Annotated in this window: 15 protein-coding genes, 2 tRNA genes and 1 other annotated feature; of the genes, 9 read left to right on the top strand and 8 right to left on the bottom strand. The window is 30.9% G+C overall.

Annotated elements, in window-relative coordinates; translation table 11 throughout:
• Positions 1 to 96: 96 nt before the first annotated feature.
• From RR430_RS02655 to RR430_RS02645, 3 genes are read right to left on the bottom strand one after another with little or no spacing between them, the layout of a single operon-like run.
• Complete coding sequence (locus RR430_RS02655) at positions 97 to 981, bottom strand: diacylglycerol/lipid kinase family protein (protein ID WP_332487254.1); 885 nt, start codon at positions 979 to 981, stop codon at positions 97 to 99.
• A 24-nt stretch (positions 982 to 1005) separates the two neighbouring features.
• Positions 1006 to 2001 carry an isocitrate/isopropylmalate dehydrogenase family protein gene (locus RR430_RS02650; protein ID WP_332487253.1) on the bottom strand — a complete coding sequence of 332 codons (996 nt, stop codon included), beginning with the start codon at positions 1999 to 2001 and terminating at the stop codon, positions 1006 to 1008.
• Complete coding sequence (locus tag RR430_RS02645) at positions 2002 to 3321, bottom strand: citrate synthase (protein ID WP_332487252.1); 1320 nt, start codon at positions 3319 to 3321, stop codon at positions 2002 to 2004.
• Positions 3322 to 3443: 122 nt separating this feature from the next.
• Here RR430_RS02645 and RR430_RS02640 point away from each other — a divergent pair, with 122 nt between their 5' ends.
• On the top strand, positions 3444 to 5357 hold the full coding sequence (locus RR430_RS02640) for an aconitate hydratase (protein WP_332487251.1): 1914 nt from the start codon (positions 3444 to 3446) through the stop codon (positions 5355 to 5357).
• A gap of 150 nt (positions 5358 to 5507) precedes the next feature.
• On the opposite strand, the gene RR430_RS02635 is transcribed toward RR430_RS02640, so the two are convergent.
• Positions 5508 to 7079, bottom strand: a complete 1572-nt coding sequence (locus RR430_RS02635; protein ID WP_332487250.1) for an NAD(P)/FAD-dependent oxidoreductase — start codon at positions 7077 to 7079, stop codon at positions 5508 to 5510.
• A 55-nt stretch (positions 7080 to 7134) separates the two neighbouring features.
• Here RR430_RS02635 and RR430_RS02630 point away from each other — a divergent pair, with 55 nt between their 5' ends.
• Positions 7135 to 7638 carry a hypothetical protein gene (locus RR430_RS02630; protein ID WP_332487249.1) on the top strand — a complete coding sequence of 168 codons (504 nt, stop codon included), beginning with the start codon at positions 7135 to 7137 and terminating at the stop codon, positions 7636 to 7638.
• Between the two features lie 45 nt (positions 7639 to 7683).
• Here the strand turns inward: RR430_RS02630 and RR430_RS02625 are convergent, their stop codons facing one another.
• Complete coding sequence (locus RR430_RS02625; protein ID WP_332487248.1) at positions 7684 to 8409, bottom strand: HAD family hydrolase; 726 nt, start codon at positions 8407 to 8409, stop codon at positions 7684 to 7686.
• 108 nt (positions 8410 to 8517) lie between these two features.
• Between RR430_RS02625 and RR430_RS02620 the strand changes: the two genes are divergently transcribed.
• From RR430_RS02620 to RR430_RS02610, 3 genes are all read left to right on the top strand, one after another.
• Positions 8518 to 9975, top strand: coding sequence for an NAD(P)H-hydrate dehydratase (locus RR430_RS02620; protein WP_332487247.1), 1458 nt, complete (start codon positions 8518 to 8520; stop codon positions 9973 to 9975).
• 17 nt (positions 9976 to 9992) lie between these two features.
• A tRNA-Ser gene (locus RR430_RS02615) sits at positions 9993 to 10080 on the top strand.
• Between the two features lie 32 nt (positions 10081 to 10112).
• Positions 10113 to 10640, top strand: a complete 528-nt coding sequence (locus tag RR430_RS02610; RefSeq protein WP_332487246.1) for a phosphatase PAP2 family protein — start codon at positions 10113 to 10115, stop codon at positions 10638 to 10640.
• Here RR430_RS02610 and RR430_RS02605 read toward each other — a convergent pair.
• Together RR430_RS02605 and RR430_RS02600 are read right to left on the bottom strand one after the other, a co-directional pair.
• The gene (locus RR430_RS02605) at positions 10617 to 11204 is read right to left on the bottom strand and encodes a hypothetical protein (protein ID WP_332487245.1); all 588 of its coding nucleotides are present in this window, start codon (positions 11202 to 11204) and stop codon (positions 10617 to 10619) included. The genes RR430_RS02610 and RR430_RS02605 overlap by 24 nt on opposite strands.
• A gap of 196 nt (positions 11205 to 11400) precedes the next feature.
• Positions 11401 to 11487 (bottom strand) — tRNA-Leu (locus tag RR430_RS02600).
• A gap of 188 nt (positions 11488 to 11675) precedes the next feature.
• Here RR430_RS02600 and RR430_RS02595 point away from each other — a divergent pair.
• The 3 genes from RR430_RS02595 to RR430_RS09295 all read left to right on the top strand — a co-directional run bounded on the left by RR430_RS02595 (position 11676) and on the right by RR430_RS09295 (position 14905).
• Positions 11676 to 12785 (top strand): GGDEF domain-containing protein, encoded by a 1110-nt coding sequence (locus RR430_RS02595; RefSeq protein ID WP_332487244.1) that lies wholly within the window; start codon positions 11676 to 11678, stop codon positions 12783 to 12785.
• 28 nt (positions 12786 to 12813) lie between these two features.
• Positions 12814 to 13045, top strand: a binding site (T-box leader).
• A gap of 34 nt (positions 13046 to 13079) precedes the next feature.
• Positions 13080 to 14387 carry a sodium-dependent transporter gene (locus tag RR430_RS02590; RefSeq protein ID WP_332487242.1) on the top strand — a complete coding sequence of 436 codons (1308 nt, stop codon included), beginning with the start codon at positions 13080 to 13082 and terminating at the stop codon, positions 14385 to 14387.
• 77 nt (positions 14388 to 14464) lie between these two features.
• On the top strand, positions 14465 to 14905 hold the full coding sequence (locus tag RR430_RS09295; RefSeq protein WP_442878267.1) for a hypothetical protein: 441 nt from the start codon (positions 14465 to 14467) through the stop codon (positions 14903 to 14905).
• A gap of 3 nt (positions 14906 to 14908) precedes the next feature.
• Here RR430_RS09295 and RR430_RS02580 read toward each other — a convergent pair whose 3' ends face one another.
• Positions 14909 to 15382 carry a hypothetical protein gene (locus RR430_RS02580; protein ID WP_332487240.1) on the bottom strand — a complete coding sequence of 158 codons (474 nt, stop codon included), beginning with the start codon at positions 15380 to 15382 and terminating at the stop codon, positions 14909 to 14911.
• 155 nt (positions 15383 to 15537) lie between these two features.
• On the opposite strand from RR430_RS02580, the gene RR430_RS02575 reads away from it, so the two are divergent.
• A complete protein-coding gene (locus tag RR430_RS02575; protein ID WP_332487239.1) occupies positions 15538 to 16371 on the top strand; it encodes a prephenate dehydratase in 834 nt (277 codons plus the stop codon).
• Position 16372: the final 1 nt, after the last annotated feature.

The following is a 16372-nucleotide window of genomic DNA, read 5'->3' as shown; positions in this document are numbered from 1 at the left end:
GTATTAAACAAAAAAGGTGTTAGTTTTCACCAACACCAGAATTTGTAGAACCGAATAAAATAGTAAAGCTCATCGATTTGAATAGTCGATGAGCTTTTATAATGCAGATATAGGAACTCTAAGATGTAATGCCTTATTCTTTAATTCAATTATAAGTTCCCTTTGTGTATAATTTTCACCATCTGATTGAACATGAACAGGATAGGGAGTTTTAATATCAATTTTCTTAACAAGTAAATGTGTAACTTCTTTATATGATTCCGTATTTCCTTTGAAATATTTAGGTAATAGACATAGCATTTTTAAAATAGGAGTATTATGAACGATACAAACATCTAAAAGACCATCTTGAATATCTGCTTTCTTAGTTGGTGAGAAGCCATTACCATAATACTTTCCATTCATAACAGCAATAAGGATGCTTTTTACTTTAAAACTTTTACTATCGGTTGTAATCAATGCTTCAAATGGTTGAGGATTAAAAATATTAACAACCGCAGCAAAGCCATATAATAAAAACTTTGGTAAAGGTGTCTTTTTTAATAAATCGCATACCATACTATTAACACGAGCATCTAATCCAAGCGTGGTAGTATTTAAGAATACTTTATTATTACATAAACCATAATCAACAGTAATTTCTTTTCCTAAAATAGTTCCGTTTAGAATCTCACTAATATTTTTATCTTTAATGTTAAGCATACGAAAGAAATCATTACTTGTTCCAGCTGGTATTATTGCCATTGAACAGTTGTTTTGTAATCCATTCGCAACTTCATAAGCTGTTCCATCACCACCGACGGAATAGATACATGTATTTGTGGTATATTGTTTAGTTATATCAGTCGCATGACCAATATATTCCGTTTTAAATATTTCGTATTCTTCATTTAGCTGTTTACATATGTTGTTGATTGTTTCAATATATCCACTAGTTTTATCTTTACATGTATATGGATTTACAATAAATATATGCTTCATTATGAATCTCCCCTAGATACAAGATTATAGATTACTAATTATTGCTTGAGTATATTCGGTTGTTGTAGCACTTCCACCAATATCCTTAGTACAATGACTTAGATCTTCTAATGTTTTGTTTATCGCATTTCTGATTTGACTTGCTTCTTTTTGATATCCTAAATAATCGAGCATCATGCAGGCACTTAATAATAGGGCAGTAGGATTTGCCATATTTTTTCCTGCGATATCGGGTGCTGAACCATGTACTGCTTCAAAGACTGCATATTCATCATTCCATTGAGCACTTGGTAATAAACCTAAACCACCAATTAATCCACTTGTTAAATCAGATAAAATATCACCGTATAGATTAGGCATAACAAGTATATCGAATTGTTCAGGTTTCATTACAAGTTGCATACAAGCATTATCTACAATTAAGTCATTGGCTTCGATTATTGGATATTCATTCTTGATTTGGTTAAATATTTCCAAAAACAAACCATCACTTTTTTTAAGGATATTTGCTTTATGTACACATGTTACTTTTTTACGATTATTTTGCATTGCATATTCAAATGCAGAACGTATTATTCTTTCAGAACCTTTACGAGTAATTTTTTTGATTGCATGTACTTCATCAGGACTAATTACATGTTCCTCACCGATATATAAATCTTCGGTGTTTTCTCTAAATACAATTAAATCAATATTCTCATAGCGACTTTTAATATTTGGTAATAATTTAGCAGGTCTAACATTTGCATATAAATCAAATATCATACGCAATTGAACATTCACACTTCTAAATCCCTTACCTATTGGGGTAGTAACAGGTGCTTTTAAAGCAACTTTATTACGTTTAATAGAGTCAATAGAGTCAGTAGGGATTAGTTCTTGGCATTTATTATATGCTGTTTGACCAATGTCATACTTCTCAAATTTCAATGGTAAGTTGCATGCTTCAAGAATTGATAATACAGAAGATGTTATTTCTGGTCCAATGCCATCTCCTTCGAATAGGGTAATCGTTCTCATTTATTTTTTCTCCTTTTCTCCAACATATAATCCAGCAGGGCGGATGATACGGTTGCAATAACATTTTTCTTCAATGTTGTGAGCTAACCAACCAACACTTCTACTTGTAACAAAAAGTGGTGAATATAAATCTTCAGGTATTTGTAACATGTCATAAATTAGACCACTATAAAAATCAACATTAGCACATATATTTTTGTTTTTATTTTCTTTAAAATAGCGAACAACACTATTTTCGAAACGTTCATAGAATTCTAAACGATTAGATTGATTGCATGCTTTTGCTAATGCTCTAGCTTGATCTTTAAGTAATAGACATCGAGGATCAGATAGGGTATATACTGCGTGACCAAATCCATAAACAAGACCCTGCTTATCAAAAAAGTTTTTAGTTGTTAGTCGTTCCACAATGGAATTTATCTGAGAATCAGTTGCATCGTATCCAATTTCATTAATGATAGTATCCATCATTTTCTTACACGTAATATTAGCACCACCATGTCTAGGACCCTTTAAAGAACCGATAGAAGCAGAAAATGCAGAATAAATATCAGTCCCTGTGGATGCAACAACTAAATTTGCGAATGTTGAGTTGTTCCCTGAACCATGGTCAGCATGCATAATTAGTAATAAATCAAGAATTCGTGCTTCCTCTTTAGTAAAATTTGAATCTGTGCGCAATAGATGTAAAATGTTTTCGGCAATTCCATAATCTTTTCTAACAGGATGAATCATCAAACTTTTATTATCAATAAAATGAGCTTTTGCTTGATAAGAATAAATCATCATTTCAGGTAGTTTTGCAATAATGGATATACCTTGTTTTAATGTGTTTGCGACACTAGTATTATCTGCTTCATCATCTTCCATATACAAGTTTAATAGTTCTTTTTGTAATTCATTCATGATACTAGTTGAAGGTTTCTTCAAAATATTTGATGTTAAAAAATCTTTTGGCATTTCATATGAGTCTTGTAGCTCTTCTTTGAACAATACTAATTCATCATCATTTGGTAAATGACCAAATAGAATTAGAAAACAAGTTCTTTCATAACCATCGATTTGATCACTTTCTACTTGTTTTAATAAATCCGATAGTTCAATGCCACGGTAGTATAATTCACCCATGGAATCAGTCTTAGTGCCATCTTCGAGTCTTTTGTAACCTACTACATCAGCGATTCTTGTTAGACCAATAAGAACACCTGTACCATCTTCGTTACGAAGACCTTTTTTAACATTGTGGGTTGTATATAATTCATGTGGAATATTATTTTCTATGGTTGATTTTTCAAATATTTCAAGTAGTTTTTTATTCATAAAAAAACCTCCTAATTGTGTATAGTTTACCATAAAGTAAGAAAAAAGTGCATCGTTAAGTAAGCTATAAATGGATATTTAGAAAATCCATGTTATAATTTTTCTTAGCTGGAGGTAAACTCATGAAAAGTGTAGCACTAAAGATATTAGAAAACCACCTTGTAGAAGGAAATTTAATACAAGGAGAACCAATAAAAATTAGAATAGATACAACATTAACACAGGATGCAACAGGGACTATGACCTACTTACAACTAGAAAAAATGGGTATTGAACGTGTTAAAACTGATTGTTCGGTAAGCTATGTAGACCATAATACATTACAAAATGGATTTATGAATGCAGATGATCATCGTTATCTTCAAACAGTCGCAAATCGTTATGGAATTTATTACTCTAAAGCAGGTAATGGTATTTGTCACCAAGTACAATTGGAACGATTTGATAAGCCAGGTCAAACATTATTAGGGTCAGATTCACATACTCCTACTGCTGGAGCTATGGGTATGATAGCTATTGGTGCTGGAGGACTTGATGTTGCGTGTGCAATGGCGGGAATACCATTTTCATTAAAAATGCCTAGAATTGTAAATGTTAGACTAAACGGAACATTAAGACATGGTGTTTCAGCAAAAGATATTATTTTAAAAGTATTACAACAATTGAGTGTTAAAGGTGGAGTTGGTAAAATACTTGAATATAGTGGTGAAGGTATTAAAAACTTAACTGTACCAGAAAGAAGTACAATTACGAATATGGGAGCAGAACTTGGAGCTACCACTTCTTTGTTTCCGTCTGATGAACAAACAAGAATATTCTTGAAGAAACAAAGCCGTGAAGAAGATTATAAAGAATTAATTGCTGATGAAAATGCTATCTATGATGAAGTAGTTGAAATTAATTGTGATGAACTTGTGCCACTATCAGCCACACCTCATTCTCCTGATAATATCGAAACAGTAGATAATTTAGCAGGAAAGAAAATAGACCAAGTATTAATTGGTTCATGTACTAATAGTTCTTTTACAGATTTATGTACGGTTGCTAATATTCTAAAAGGTAAAAAAGTACATCCTGATGTATCGTTAGGGATATCATTTGGATCTAAACAAGTTCTTGAAATGCTTGCAAAGTGTGGGGCATTAAATGATTTACTGTCAAGTGGAGCACGTTTGTTAGAAGCGACATGTGGTCCTTGCATTGGTATGGGACAATCTCCTAAAACAGATGCAGTATCACTACGTACCTTTAATCGTAATTTTTATGGAAGAAGTGGCACGATGAGTGCTGGGGTTTACTTAGTATCACCAGAAGTAGCAGCAGCATCAGCGATAGCAGGTGTATTTACTAATCCAATGAATGTAGATTTTGAAAAAGCTAGTATGCCTGAATCATATATTATCGATGATTCAATGATTCTAATTCCTGATTGTGATCCTAATAAAGCAATAGAAAAAGGACCTAACATTAAGGACTTACCATCTAAGCAACAATTATCAACAATTGATAAGCAAGTAATGATTAAAGTAGAAGACAATATTACAACTGATCATATTATGCCAGCAGGTTCAAAAGTATTACCATTTAGAAGTAATATTGAAAAGATTAGTGAATTCTGTTTTAGTCAAATTGATGAAAATTTCTATAGCCGTTGTAAAAAATACAATGGTGGAATTATTATCGCAGGTGAGAATTATGGACAAGGTTCATCGAGAGAACATGCGGCATTAGCGCCAATGTATTTAGGAATTGAAGCTGTAATTGCAAAAAGCTATGCACGTATTCATCAACAAAACTTGGTTAATTCTGGAATAATACCTGCAACATTTATTCACTCTCAAGATTATGATAAGATTCAATTGTTAGATGAATTAGAATTTGTTGATGTACTTCAGTTAAAAATTGGACAACCAATGTATGTTAAAAACAAAACTCAAAACTTTGAGTTTGAAGTAAATCATGGTTTAACAGATGAACAAATTACTATTATTAAAAATGGTGGATTGTTGAATACAATAAAACAAAATATTCATTAAATGAAATGCACTCTATAACTTGGAAATCCAACAATAGGGTGCATTTTAATATACAAAAATAATATGATATCAAAGTATAAAAAAGATTGACTCCATTGCAGAAATCAATCTTTATTAATTGCTTAATTACTTTTGATTAAATAATTAAATTTACTTTGAAAGAAGATTTTTAAGATAAATCTCAGCACAGCGCAAGCCATCAACTGCACTAGATACAATTCCACCAGCATAACCAGCACCTTCACCACAAGGATAAAGATTTGAAACTGTAGTGCTTACACAATCAGGTGTGCGAAGTACTCTTATTGGACTACTAGATCTTGTTTCTACACCAGTAAATATCGCATCACCAAGTGCAAATCCAGGCATTCTTTTTTCGAATGATGTAAGTGATTCTACTAAAGCATCATTAATAACTGATGGAAATAATTCACGTAAATTTGCGAATGTTGTGCCTAAACTATAAGAAGGCTTAACATCTTTAAATTCTGTAGATACTTTATTTTCGATAAAGTCTTTAACGAGCTGAACAGGAGCAGAATAATTACTGCCACCCAATAAATAAGCAGAATGTTCTAAATTTGATTGATATGTAAATCCATCAAATGGTGAATCTTTATAGAAATCACTTGTTGGAACTTGAACAAGTAAAGCACTATTAGCATTTTCTTGATCACGGTTATGTTCACTCATGCCATTGACTATAATTGTTTCTGAATCAGTAGAACTTGGTATAACAAAACCACCTGGGCACATGCAGAAACTATAAACACCTCTACCATTTTCAGCAGTATGTGTAATACGGTATTCAGCAGCTTTTAAGCGCGGATGAGTAGCGTATTTTCCATATTGAATCTTATTGATAAATTCTTGTTTATGTTCTATGCGTAAACCAACAGCAAATCCTTTTGGTTCCATAAATACATTTTGTTTATAAAGTGTTTCAAAGGTATCTCGAGCACTATGACCAACACATAAGAATACAACATCTGTATCATAGGTAATACCATTTGCAATTACTCCTTTAACTACATTATCATTAAGAATTAGTGATTCGAATTTAGTATTGAAATGAATTTCACCACCTAAACTAATAATCTTCTTTCTGATATTTTTAACGATAAGGCGTAATTCATCAGTACCAATATGGGGATGAGCTTCATAACTGATGTTTTCATTTGCACCAGCTTCAATTAATTCACTTAGTATTTTTGGTACACGCGTATCTTTGATACGTGTTGTAAGTTTACCATCAGAAAAAGTACCTGCTCCTCCTTCACCATATTGAACGTTACTTTCTGGATTAAGTTTGCCATCATTCCAAAAAGCGTCAACATCTTTAATGCGTTCATCAACAGAGCTCCCTCGTTCAAAAATAATTGGCTTTAGTCCAGCTTCAGCAAGTAATAAACTTGCGAACATACCAGAAGGACCAAAACCGACAACAATTGGACGTGTCTCTATTGGTTCAGATAATTCAGGAATATGATATTTAACTTCTTTATAAGTAGAAATATCTTTATTCGTTAAATATCTGCCTTCATGTAAAACATCAACTAAACAAGTATAGACAAAATGAATGTCATCCTTTCTTGCGTCAATTGATTCTTTACTGATTTTAAAAGATTTTATATCACTAGGCTTACAACCTAATTTTGATGCAATTACTTCATTTGTACACTCTTGGTCTATGGAACATTTTATTTGATTCACTAGTATCATATTAATCACCCACACAATTATAACATGGTATAATGAATACACGGAGGAATTTATAATGAAAAAAATATTTATAGCATTTTTAGTGCTAATACTTGTAGGTGTAACTGGTTGTAGTACAAAACCAAAAGAATCTACATCAACACCTACTCCTGCACCTACAGCAACACCAAATGAAGAAACAAAAGCACCTGAAGAGGGGCCAAAAGAATCTGCGACACCTACTCCTGAAGAGACAGCGCAAACAGATAGTTTAAGCGTAACTGATACAACAATTGCTGGTAAATTTGTTGAAAATACAGAAAATTCACCTACTACAATTATTTTTAATGAAGATGGAACGTTTTCAGCTAATGTTAATGCATGTACAGGTATGATTGATATTACTGGAACATATTTAAAAGAAGGAGAACGTATTTCCTTAACTATTCCTGATGAAACAGGTATATATTATATTGATCATGATCAACCATTTTTCTTTGATTTTAAAGATGATGTATTGAAAGATAAATATGATGGTGGACTTTCTTGTGCTGATGTAGGAGTTTATAGCGTAAAGTAGAAGAAAAAAAATTATAAAGTAAAATAGGCAGAGCTGAATTATTAATCAGTCCTGCCTATTTATTATGCTTATTAACTTGTTGTACAGTTCACTATTTATAGAATAATCTGCTACATATGCTACATCAACTATTCCTTTTTCCTTAAGCACATTGAACGCATCTAGGTTTTCATGAGGTTGATACACAAAGATTGAAATACCACCATGTTCCTTAACAAATGACATTGCATAAGCATCTGTTAATCCATCACCTAAATAGATTACGTTTGAACAGTCATAATTATCAAGATGATTTAACTCGCATATTTCCTTGATTTTATCTACTTTGCGTTGGTCATTCATTGCGTATTTCACACCAGTTGCAATGTTGTCATTATTGTATTCAAAGATTGTTCCATATATTTCTTCAAAATATTTGCTGACACCTGAGTGTAATAATGGCACTTTAAAACCAGAACTTACTAAGTAATTTTTTACATAAGGCTTAACACTTTCAAAATATTCAAATACTCCTGGATTATAATTATTTTCATTTGCAGATAATGCGAATGTCTCATCAGTTAATGGATATCCTGATTCTTCTAATATATTTAAAAAAGTCATGTAATAAGAATCGTAGATATCCTTACCAGGGTGATTAAGTAACCATTCCTTCATTTTTTGTTCATATCTATCAAAACTATATCCAAGTTTGTCCATCAAGCCGATTTTTGGTAGAGAATTTGGAGTTAAAGTACCATCGAAATCATATACGATAATTGTTTTAGTCATATTTTTTCTCACTTTCATGAGTATATTATATCTAGATTATCAGTTTACCTCAATCAAATTATGGTCAATGATTTATAACCATGATAAAATGAATTTGGAGATGTGAATATGATTGTAACTATTAAAACAATGAAAGAATGTGAACAAAACTCAACTTTATCCACTTTAGAACTAATGGATCAAGTTGGTTTTAAACTTGCACAAGAAATAATTAAGCGACATCATAATGAAAAAATTGTTGTTTTATGTGGCAAAGGTAATAACGGTGGAGATGGTTATATCTTAGCTAAATATCTAAATGAAGCAGGATTCAATGTGAAAGTATATCCATTGTTTGATGAGCAATCTACATCTGAATCTAAGAAAAATCGCACGAAGTGTAAAAAAATAATTACAAATGATTTAAGTGATATAAAAAGTGCTGATATTTTAATTGATGCAATTTTTGGATTTGGTTTTTCAGGAAATATCCCAAATGATTTAAGAGAATTGTTTAGATTAGTTAATGATCTAGATTCTATTAAATATGCAATTGATATAAACAGTGGGGCAGAGGCAGATACTGGAAACTTTGATAATGATGCAATTTGTTCTGATATAACATTTGCATTAGGTTATAAAAAAATATTTCATCAATTAAGAAAAGATCATTTTCTATTTAAAGAATGTGATTTGATTTCGTTAGATATAGCTGAATCTAAAACTTCTGATCTAGTAGAAATGGATGATAACATTTTTATGAATCAATTTCCAATTTTAAAAGAGGATGCTTATAAAGGTAGTGAAGGAAAGCCATTAATTGTTGGTGGAAGTTATGGAATGGCTGGTGCAACACTATTAAATATTATGGGTGCTAAAGCAAGTGGATCAAGTTATATTCATGTGTTATGCCATGAAAAAATATATCCGTTGCTTCAAGCTAATGAAATAACTCCAGTATTTCATCCGTTTACAAAAGATACCGTAGTAAGTACTTTTAATAATGTTGTAAATGAAGCAAAATGTATATGTTTTGGTAGTGGCGCAAATTATTTGGATTGTAAAAATAAATTATTTGAAATGATCCTACAACAAACTGTTTGTCCAGTTGTTTTAGATGCAGAAGCTATACGTATGTTAAAAAATGATTTATATTTATTAAAACTTATTAAGACACCAGTGATATTAACTCCTCATATTCATGAGTTTTCAAGTTTAGTTGGGTTACCAATTGAAACCATTCAAGCAAACAGGATAGAAATTGCAAAATCATTTGCAAAAGAATATAAAGTAATACTTGTTTTAAAAGGACCACATACTCTTGTGGTTTCGCCAACACAAGATTTGTATATCAATCAAACAGGAAATGCAGCACTTGCGAAGGCGGGAAGTGGAGATTTCTTGACGGGTTTAATTACAGGATTATTAAGTCAGAAACGCGATTTATATCAAGCAGTAGTCATGGCGGTATGGCTTCATGGCAAAGCAGCGGATTTAGCTATTGCTTCACATCATCCAAAAATGGTAACAATCGAGAGTTTAGTAGATTATATTGATGAGTTCCTTTATTCTAATTTAAATATCTAGTATAATATCAACGTGCTGAAGAGTTGGCCGAGCGGTTTAAGGCACCATCTTGGAAAGGTGGCGTAGCGCAAGTTACCTAGGGTTCGAATCCCTAACTCTTCGCCATGATTTAAGTAACTAATTAATTTGGAGAAATTATGGAATTTATAACTAAGATAGATTTATTAATTATGGAATGGATACAAGCTAATCTACAATCTGAGTGGATGACTTTGATAATGAAGATAATAACTCGTATAGGCGATGTTATGTTGTTATGGGCAATTATATTAGTTGTTTATTTTTTGTTTAAAAAGAATAATAAACGGGCAAAATTAGTAGCACTATCATTACTGTTATCGGTTGTAGTTAGTGAATTGATTTTAAAAAATATAGTAAGACGTCCAAGACCATTTATTGAAAATGCTCATTTGCAATCTTTAATACATAAACCAAATAATTATTCATTTCCATCAAGTCATAGTGCAACATCATTTTCAGTTGCGACATCATTAACTAAAATTAATAAGTGGGTAACTTTAGGAAGCTATACGTTAGCCACTCTTATTGCATTTTCTCGTGTATATTTAAATGTTCATCATCCTAGTGATGTTATTGTTGGTGCGGTAGTTGGTATACTAGCATCAAAAATTGCAGGATATCTAATTCAACGATTCGATAAATAATAAATATATAAAAATTCCTATATGAGATAGTCCTAATATCGTTATAAGCGTTGCTATTATTTTAAGAATAATCAATTTCAAATTTACTATTTCGCTACTTAATTCTTTGTAGTGATTCAAATGTATTCCAATATGACCAATTCTAAAAATTATTGCTGCGATCATTAGTAAGATATTATTTCCATATACGCTTAACAAGAAAAAAGATAATGCAGGAAGAGTTGCTCCTGCAACAGGTATCCCTAATAGACTACTACTCAAATCCTTCATTGTTTTATTGCTTTTAAAATATTTAATCCAATATACCTCATATAAAATCATTAGTATAAATATGAATAGTAAAATAATTGGCGACATTGATAATTGATTTGGATTAAAGTTAGTAAATATTAATGCTGAACAGGTTACTAAGACTTCACCTGTTTTTTCAAAAACTAATAGTAATTTATTTTCGTTTTTACTATATTTATCATAGTCTTTAGGTAGATTCTTACTCCAAATAATATTTGGAATAATAAGCATTACTAAAAATATTAATCCTACATATGAGAATCTAATCTCCATTATAACTACCTTCATATAAGCAATTATCTTTTGATGCGATTTTATAAAAATGTGTAAATAATATCAACTTATCATCCTCTTATAAACTATGGGAAAACGCAAATTTCGCAGTTTTCTATCTAAATACTAGTTAAAAAGATGTTTTAAACATTGTTAAAATAAAAAAAGCCTAGTTTAAATAGGCTTAATTTTAAATTGGTGCCCCAGGCCGGACTCGAACCGGCACAGTATTGCTACCGACGGATTTTGAGTCCGTTGCGTCTACCAATTTCACCACTAGGGCAACTGCTTTAATATTGTAACTTATGTAATATTAAAAATCAACTTAAAATATGTTGTGATAAATTGTAATAATGGTGTATTTTGGATATTTAATGGATGTATTTATTCGTGATATATCAATTTACAAAGATGTGGTAAAATTAAAATATAAATATATTATATTTATATGGGATTAGGGGAGAAGGCAACATGAATAAGATATTTAATTATATCCTTTGGGGTAATGTTGATAAGAATTTTTATACTAGGAATTATGTTCAACTTAATGAAAGAAATTATGGAACATTAGTAACTACGTATACGTTTTCAACATGTATGTGTGCTTTTTTATTCATATTAACTTATTTAGTTAATTTGATTGGAAATTTAACGGTGTTTTATGGAATCTATGTTTTATGGTTTTGTGTATGTACATTGATTATTGTAAAAGTTATAAAAAATCATAAAGAATATTGTAGAATTATGTTTTATTTGTTTGCTGCTAGTCTATTATACATGGTGGCTTATATAGGTACTGTCATATCGTATGACATGTATGCAGTTACTTTCTTTGTATTTATAATGTTTGTGCCAAGTTTATATGTTGATAAACCTTCAAATTCAATTATTTTAACAATTATAGCGACATTATTATTTTGTGTTATGGTATTACTAAATAAAACAGATCCTCGAATAATACAAAATGATTTATTAAATGCCTTATGTGTTTGTATAGTTAGTATTGGCTATGGGGTATATACAACGAATGTTAACTTGGAAAATATACAAGCAGCTATAATACTCAAAGAACAATCTAATATTGATGAATTGACATTGCTTCCTAATAGAAGATGGTTTAATAAATGTATTGTTGATATTTATGATAATTGCTCTAGTGAGGGATTGAATATATACATGATGGATGTTGATTACTTTAAACTATATAATGATACATATGGTCATTTAAAGGGTGATGAGTGTTTGGCTATAATAGGTAGAGAATTAGATAAATGTGTTAAAAAACTAGATGTATTTGTTTCTCGTTACGGTGGTGAAGAATTTATTATTATCGATGATCGTCATAGCGCAGATGAGATGAAAAATATTGCTGAGCGTATTGTTAAAGATATAGAATCTTTGCACATTAAGCATGAAAGTACAGAAAATGGTTATGTAACCATAAGCATGGGGTATGTAAATTCTAAAGAATGTAACTCTAGTACATATATGCAACTAATTAACTTTGCTGATGAGGCAATGTATAAAGCAAAGAATAAAGGTAGAAATAGAGCTGAAGCATATATTTCTAATAATAGTTGACTTAAATATTCTTGATGATAAAATATCAATATCAGCGATGATAAGGAAAGAGCTTAAAATATTTGTATGAAGAAAGGTTCTGGATGATGCGAAGAACTTACAAAGTTTAAGAGATACACCTTTGAGCTTCTTTATTGAATTTAGTAGATAAAGACGGATGTACACGTTATCGTACTAGAGTATGATTGTACTCGATGAGGTAAGTAATGCGAATTGCTTATGAAATAAGGTGGTATCACGTTGATTATAACGTCCTTGGATAAGGGCGTTTTTTGTTTGTTAGGGGGAGAAAAGATGAACAATACAAAATTTACATCAAAATTAGGATTTGTATTAGCTTCTGTAGGGTCTGCAGTAGGTATGGGAAACATTTGGTTATTTCCATATCGTGTTGGTCAATATGGCGGTGCAGCATTTTTAATACCTTACTTATTCTTCATTTTTATTTTTGGTAAAGTAGGGTTATCAGGAGAATTTGCATTAGGGAGATTATTTGGAACAGGACCTATTGGGTCATATGAGCAAGCATTTAAACTTGGTGGAAGAAAACATGGTGATAAAATAGGGACTCTTCCACTTATTGGATCATTGGGAATTGCGATTGGTTATGCAATTATTGTTGGATGGGTACTATTTTATTTAGTATCATCATTCACAGGGACATTAATGCAAAGTAATCCAGCGGAGCTTTTTCAAGAAATAGCTAAACCTTTTAGTAGCATTCCATGGCATATTATAGTTTTAGTTATAACTGGGATTGCGCTTTCATCTGGAATCATAAAAGGAATTGAAAAAGTTAGTAAAATAATGATGCCTGCATTCTTTATATTGTTTTTAATTTTAGCGATTTGGGTTGCATTTTTACCAGGTGCTTTGGCAGGGTATGAATATCTATTGATTCCAAGATGGGAATTTTTACTTAATCCTATGACATGGGTTATGGCTATGGGACAAGCATTCTTTTCACTTTCTATTACAGGATCTGGAATGGTTATATATGGAAGTTATTTAAGTGAAAAAGAAGATGTTATTAAATTATCTAACTATACTGCATTATTTGATACTGTGGCAGCAATGTTGTCTAGTTTTGTAATTATTCCAGCAATCTTTGCTTTTGGGCTAAATCCTGCGGCAGGTCCATCATTGATGTTTAAAACAATGCCGATGATTTTCCAACAAATGCCATTAGGAAGCTTCTTTTCTATATTATTCTTTACCAGTGTTTTGTTTGCTGGCATTACTTCATTAATAAACATGCTAGAAGCAGTTACAGAAGCGGCAACATCACGATTGAAACTATCTCGAACAGTATCAATAATATGTATAGTTATTATTGCCTTTGCAATAGGTGTATTTCTTGAATATGAACCATATATGGGGCAATGGATGGATATTATAACGATTTATATAGTTCCAGCTGGTGCAGTGCTAGGTGCATTTACTATTTATTGGATATTGCCAAAGAAAAAACTTATGGATGCTCTAAATCTTGCCTGTGTGAAACCACACAAGGATTCATTATATATATTTGCTAGATATGGGTATGTTTTACTTGCGATTACAGTCTTTATTTTAGGAATACTCTTAGGTGGTATTGGATAACACATCTTCAATTATTATAAAATAATGATATAATTAAATTAATCACAGGATCATCGTGATGGGAAGGGGTACCTAGAATGGCAGAAAAGAAAGAAACAAAAACAGTAAAAACAGAAACAAAAAAAGAACCAGTAAAAAAGGTGGCTGCTAAAAAACCAACAGCTAAAAAACCAACAGAAAAGAAGGCAACAACTAAAAAGGTAACAGAAAAGAAAACAGCTACAAAAAAAGTAGATGAAACAAAAAAATCAATGCAAGACTACATTGATGTAATTAACTGGAAGAAATGGGAAGCTCATCATATGAATTGGCTTTACATTGAAGTTAATGCAGGTGATTTACTTACTGAATGCGAAGCTGGTGTAGACAACATCGAAACATGCTGTAAGGCAATTCTTGAATGTATGCTTGAAGGTGATGCATTTATAGTTGAACCAAAAGTAAAAGCTAAGATTGCTAATTCACTTACTGTTCGCTACTATGTAGATAACTTAAGTGTTGAACGTAAAAAATATTAATATTTAATAATGAGTCGCTTCGGCGACTTTTATAATATATAAAGACAACAAGATTGGTGTACTACAACAAAAAATAATTTCACATAAACCATTAATGCTTCCATAGAACATAAAGATTGCAAAACATATCGATAACATAAATATATATAAATTGAATATCAGTTGTACAAAGTTAGGATTAAATGATTTTAGTCGAGTATAAATAAGTAATAAATCATAGTTATATAGAATAAAGGATAGATATCCAAAGGCAACATGTAGAAATGCAATAAATGAAATACCATTTTTATAAGGAATTAAAGTAGCGATAAACATAGTAATAAATGTTAAGTTTATCATGTTCATATTAATTAGAAGTTTTTTATTTAACTTATATAACAATAAATAGTGAGTGATTAATGAAATAATTGACCAAACATAAAATAATTGTTTAGTACTAGCTTGATTTGCAAGAAAAGTAAAATTTTCTGTGGTCATACTAGCCTTTGATCCTAAATAGATGGTAAGCAATGGCACAACAAAAAAACTGCATAATAATAAAATTGTGTTAAAAATACTTTTATTTAATTTTGAATTACTTGATTTTTGCATGGTACAATTGTAGCATGAATTTAGAACTTGGGAGTGATAGAATGGAAAAGATAGTAGTTGGGTACCAGGGTGAGCATGGTACATTTAGTGAAATAGCAGTTCATGAGTATTATAAAAATCATGAATTTGAATCAAAAAGTTATAAGAACTTTGTTGATATTCTTAATGATTTAGAATTAGGAGTATTGGATACTGCTTTATTGCCAGTTGAAAATACCACAACAGGTATAATTTATCGGACATATGATTTACTTGCAAGTCGTGATGTTTATGCGATAGGCGAACAAAATGTACGTATTCAAGAAAATCTAATAGGAATACCCGGGTCTAATATTGATGATATAGTTGAGGTATATAGCCATCCTGAGGCATTAGGACAATGTGAAAAGTTTTTCTTGAAACATCCTAAGATGAAATCAATTCCTTATCAGGATACAGCTAAAAGTGTGGATTATATAAAACAGTGTAATGATCCTACTAAAGCTGCATTAGCGAGTTATCTAGCGGCAGAGTATTATGATTGTTCAATACTTGAAGAGAATGTTAATGATAATGAATTAAATACTACGAGGTTTCTATGTGTTTGTAAAGGCGAAAAAGAAGTAAAAGATGCAAATAAGATAAGCATGTACTTTGTTGTAAATCATGAACCTGGTGCTTTATATGAAGTAATTAAAATATTCGCTGAACATAATCTAAATATGTTAAAATTAGAGTCTAGACCACTTAAAGGTCGATTATTTGAGTATTGTTTCTATATTGATTTTGATGGTAATTTAAATAATCCGGTTGTTAAGGATGCAATTTTAAAGGTAAAAAATCATTGTGTAGAAATGAAATGCTTAGGTACTTATCGCAAAGCGAAGGAGGATTAAT

Source organism: Anaerorhabdus sp. (assembly GCF_036641015.1).
Lineage (GTDB): Bacteria > Bacillota_I > Bacilli_A > Erysipelotrichales > Erysipelotrichaceae > Anaerorhabdus.
The sequence above is the reverse complement of the archived record's forward strand: the minus strand, read 5'-3'. Positions and strand labels throughout refer to the sequence as shown.

What these genes read in the sequence shown, in the direction of transcription:
- RR430_RS02590 (WP_332487242.1), top strand. Translation starts at nt 13,080, where the DNA reads ATGAACAATACAAAATTTACATCAAAATTAGGATTTGTATTAGCTTCT.
- RR430_RS02620 (WP_332487247.1), top strand. Translation starts at nt 8,518, where the DNA reads ATGATTGTAACTATTAAAACAATGAAAGAATGTGAACAAAACTCAACT.
- RR430_RS02645 (WP_332487252.1), bottom strand. Translation starts at nt 3,321, where the DNA reads ATGAATAAAAAACTACTTGAAATATTTGAAAAATCAACCATAGAAAAT.
- RR430_RS02610 (WP_332487246.1), top strand. Translation starts at nt 10,113, where the DNA reads ATGGAATTTATAACTAAGATAGATTTATTAATTATGGAATGGATACAA.
- RR430_RS02635 (WP_332487250.1), bottom strand. Translation starts at nt 7,079, where the DNA reads ATGATACTAGTGAATCAAATAAAATGTTCCATAGACCAAGAGTGTACA.
- RR430_RS02640 (WP_332487251.1), top strand. Translation starts at nt 3,444, where the DNA reads ATGAAAAGTGTAGCACTAAAGATATTAGAAAACCACCTTGTAGAAGGA.
- RR430_RS02655 (WP_332487254.1), bottom strand. Translation starts at nt 981, where the DNA reads ATGAAGCATATATTTATTGTAAATCCATATACATGTAAAGATAAAACT.
- RR430_RS02605 (WP_332487245.1), bottom strand. Translation starts at nt 11,204, where the DNA reads ATGGAGATTAGATTCTCATATGTAGGATTAATATTTTTAGTAATGCTT.
- RR430_RS02575 (WP_332487239.1), top strand. Translation starts at nt 15,538, where the DNA reads ATGGAAAAGATAGTAGTTGGGTACCAGGGTGAGCATGGTACATTTAGT.
- RR430_RS09295 (WP_442878267.1), top strand. Translation starts at nt 14,465, where the DNA reads ATGGCAGAAAAGAAAGAAACAAAAACAGTAAAAACAGAAACAAAAAAA.
- RR430_RS02580 (WP_332487240.1), bottom strand. Translation starts at nt 15,382, where the DNA reads ATGACCACAGAAAATTTTACTTTTCTTGCAAATCAAGCTAGTACTAAA.
- RR430_RS02650 (WP_332487253.1), bottom strand. Translation starts at nt 2,001, where the DNA reads ATGAGAACGATTACCCTATTCGAAGGAGATGGCATTGGACCAGAAATA.
- RR430_RS02595 (WP_332487244.1), top strand. Translation starts at nt 11,676, where the DNA reads ATGAATAAGATATTTAATTATATCCTTTGGGGTAATGTTGATAAGAAT.
- RR430_RS02625 (WP_332487248.1), bottom strand. Translation starts at nt 8,409, where the DNA reads ATGACTAAAACAATTATCGTATATGATTTCGATGGTACTTTAACTCCA.
- RR430_RS02630 (WP_332487249.1), top strand. Translation starts at nt 7,135, where the DNA reads ATGAAAAAAATATTTATAGCATTTTTAGTGCTAATACTTGTAGGTGTA.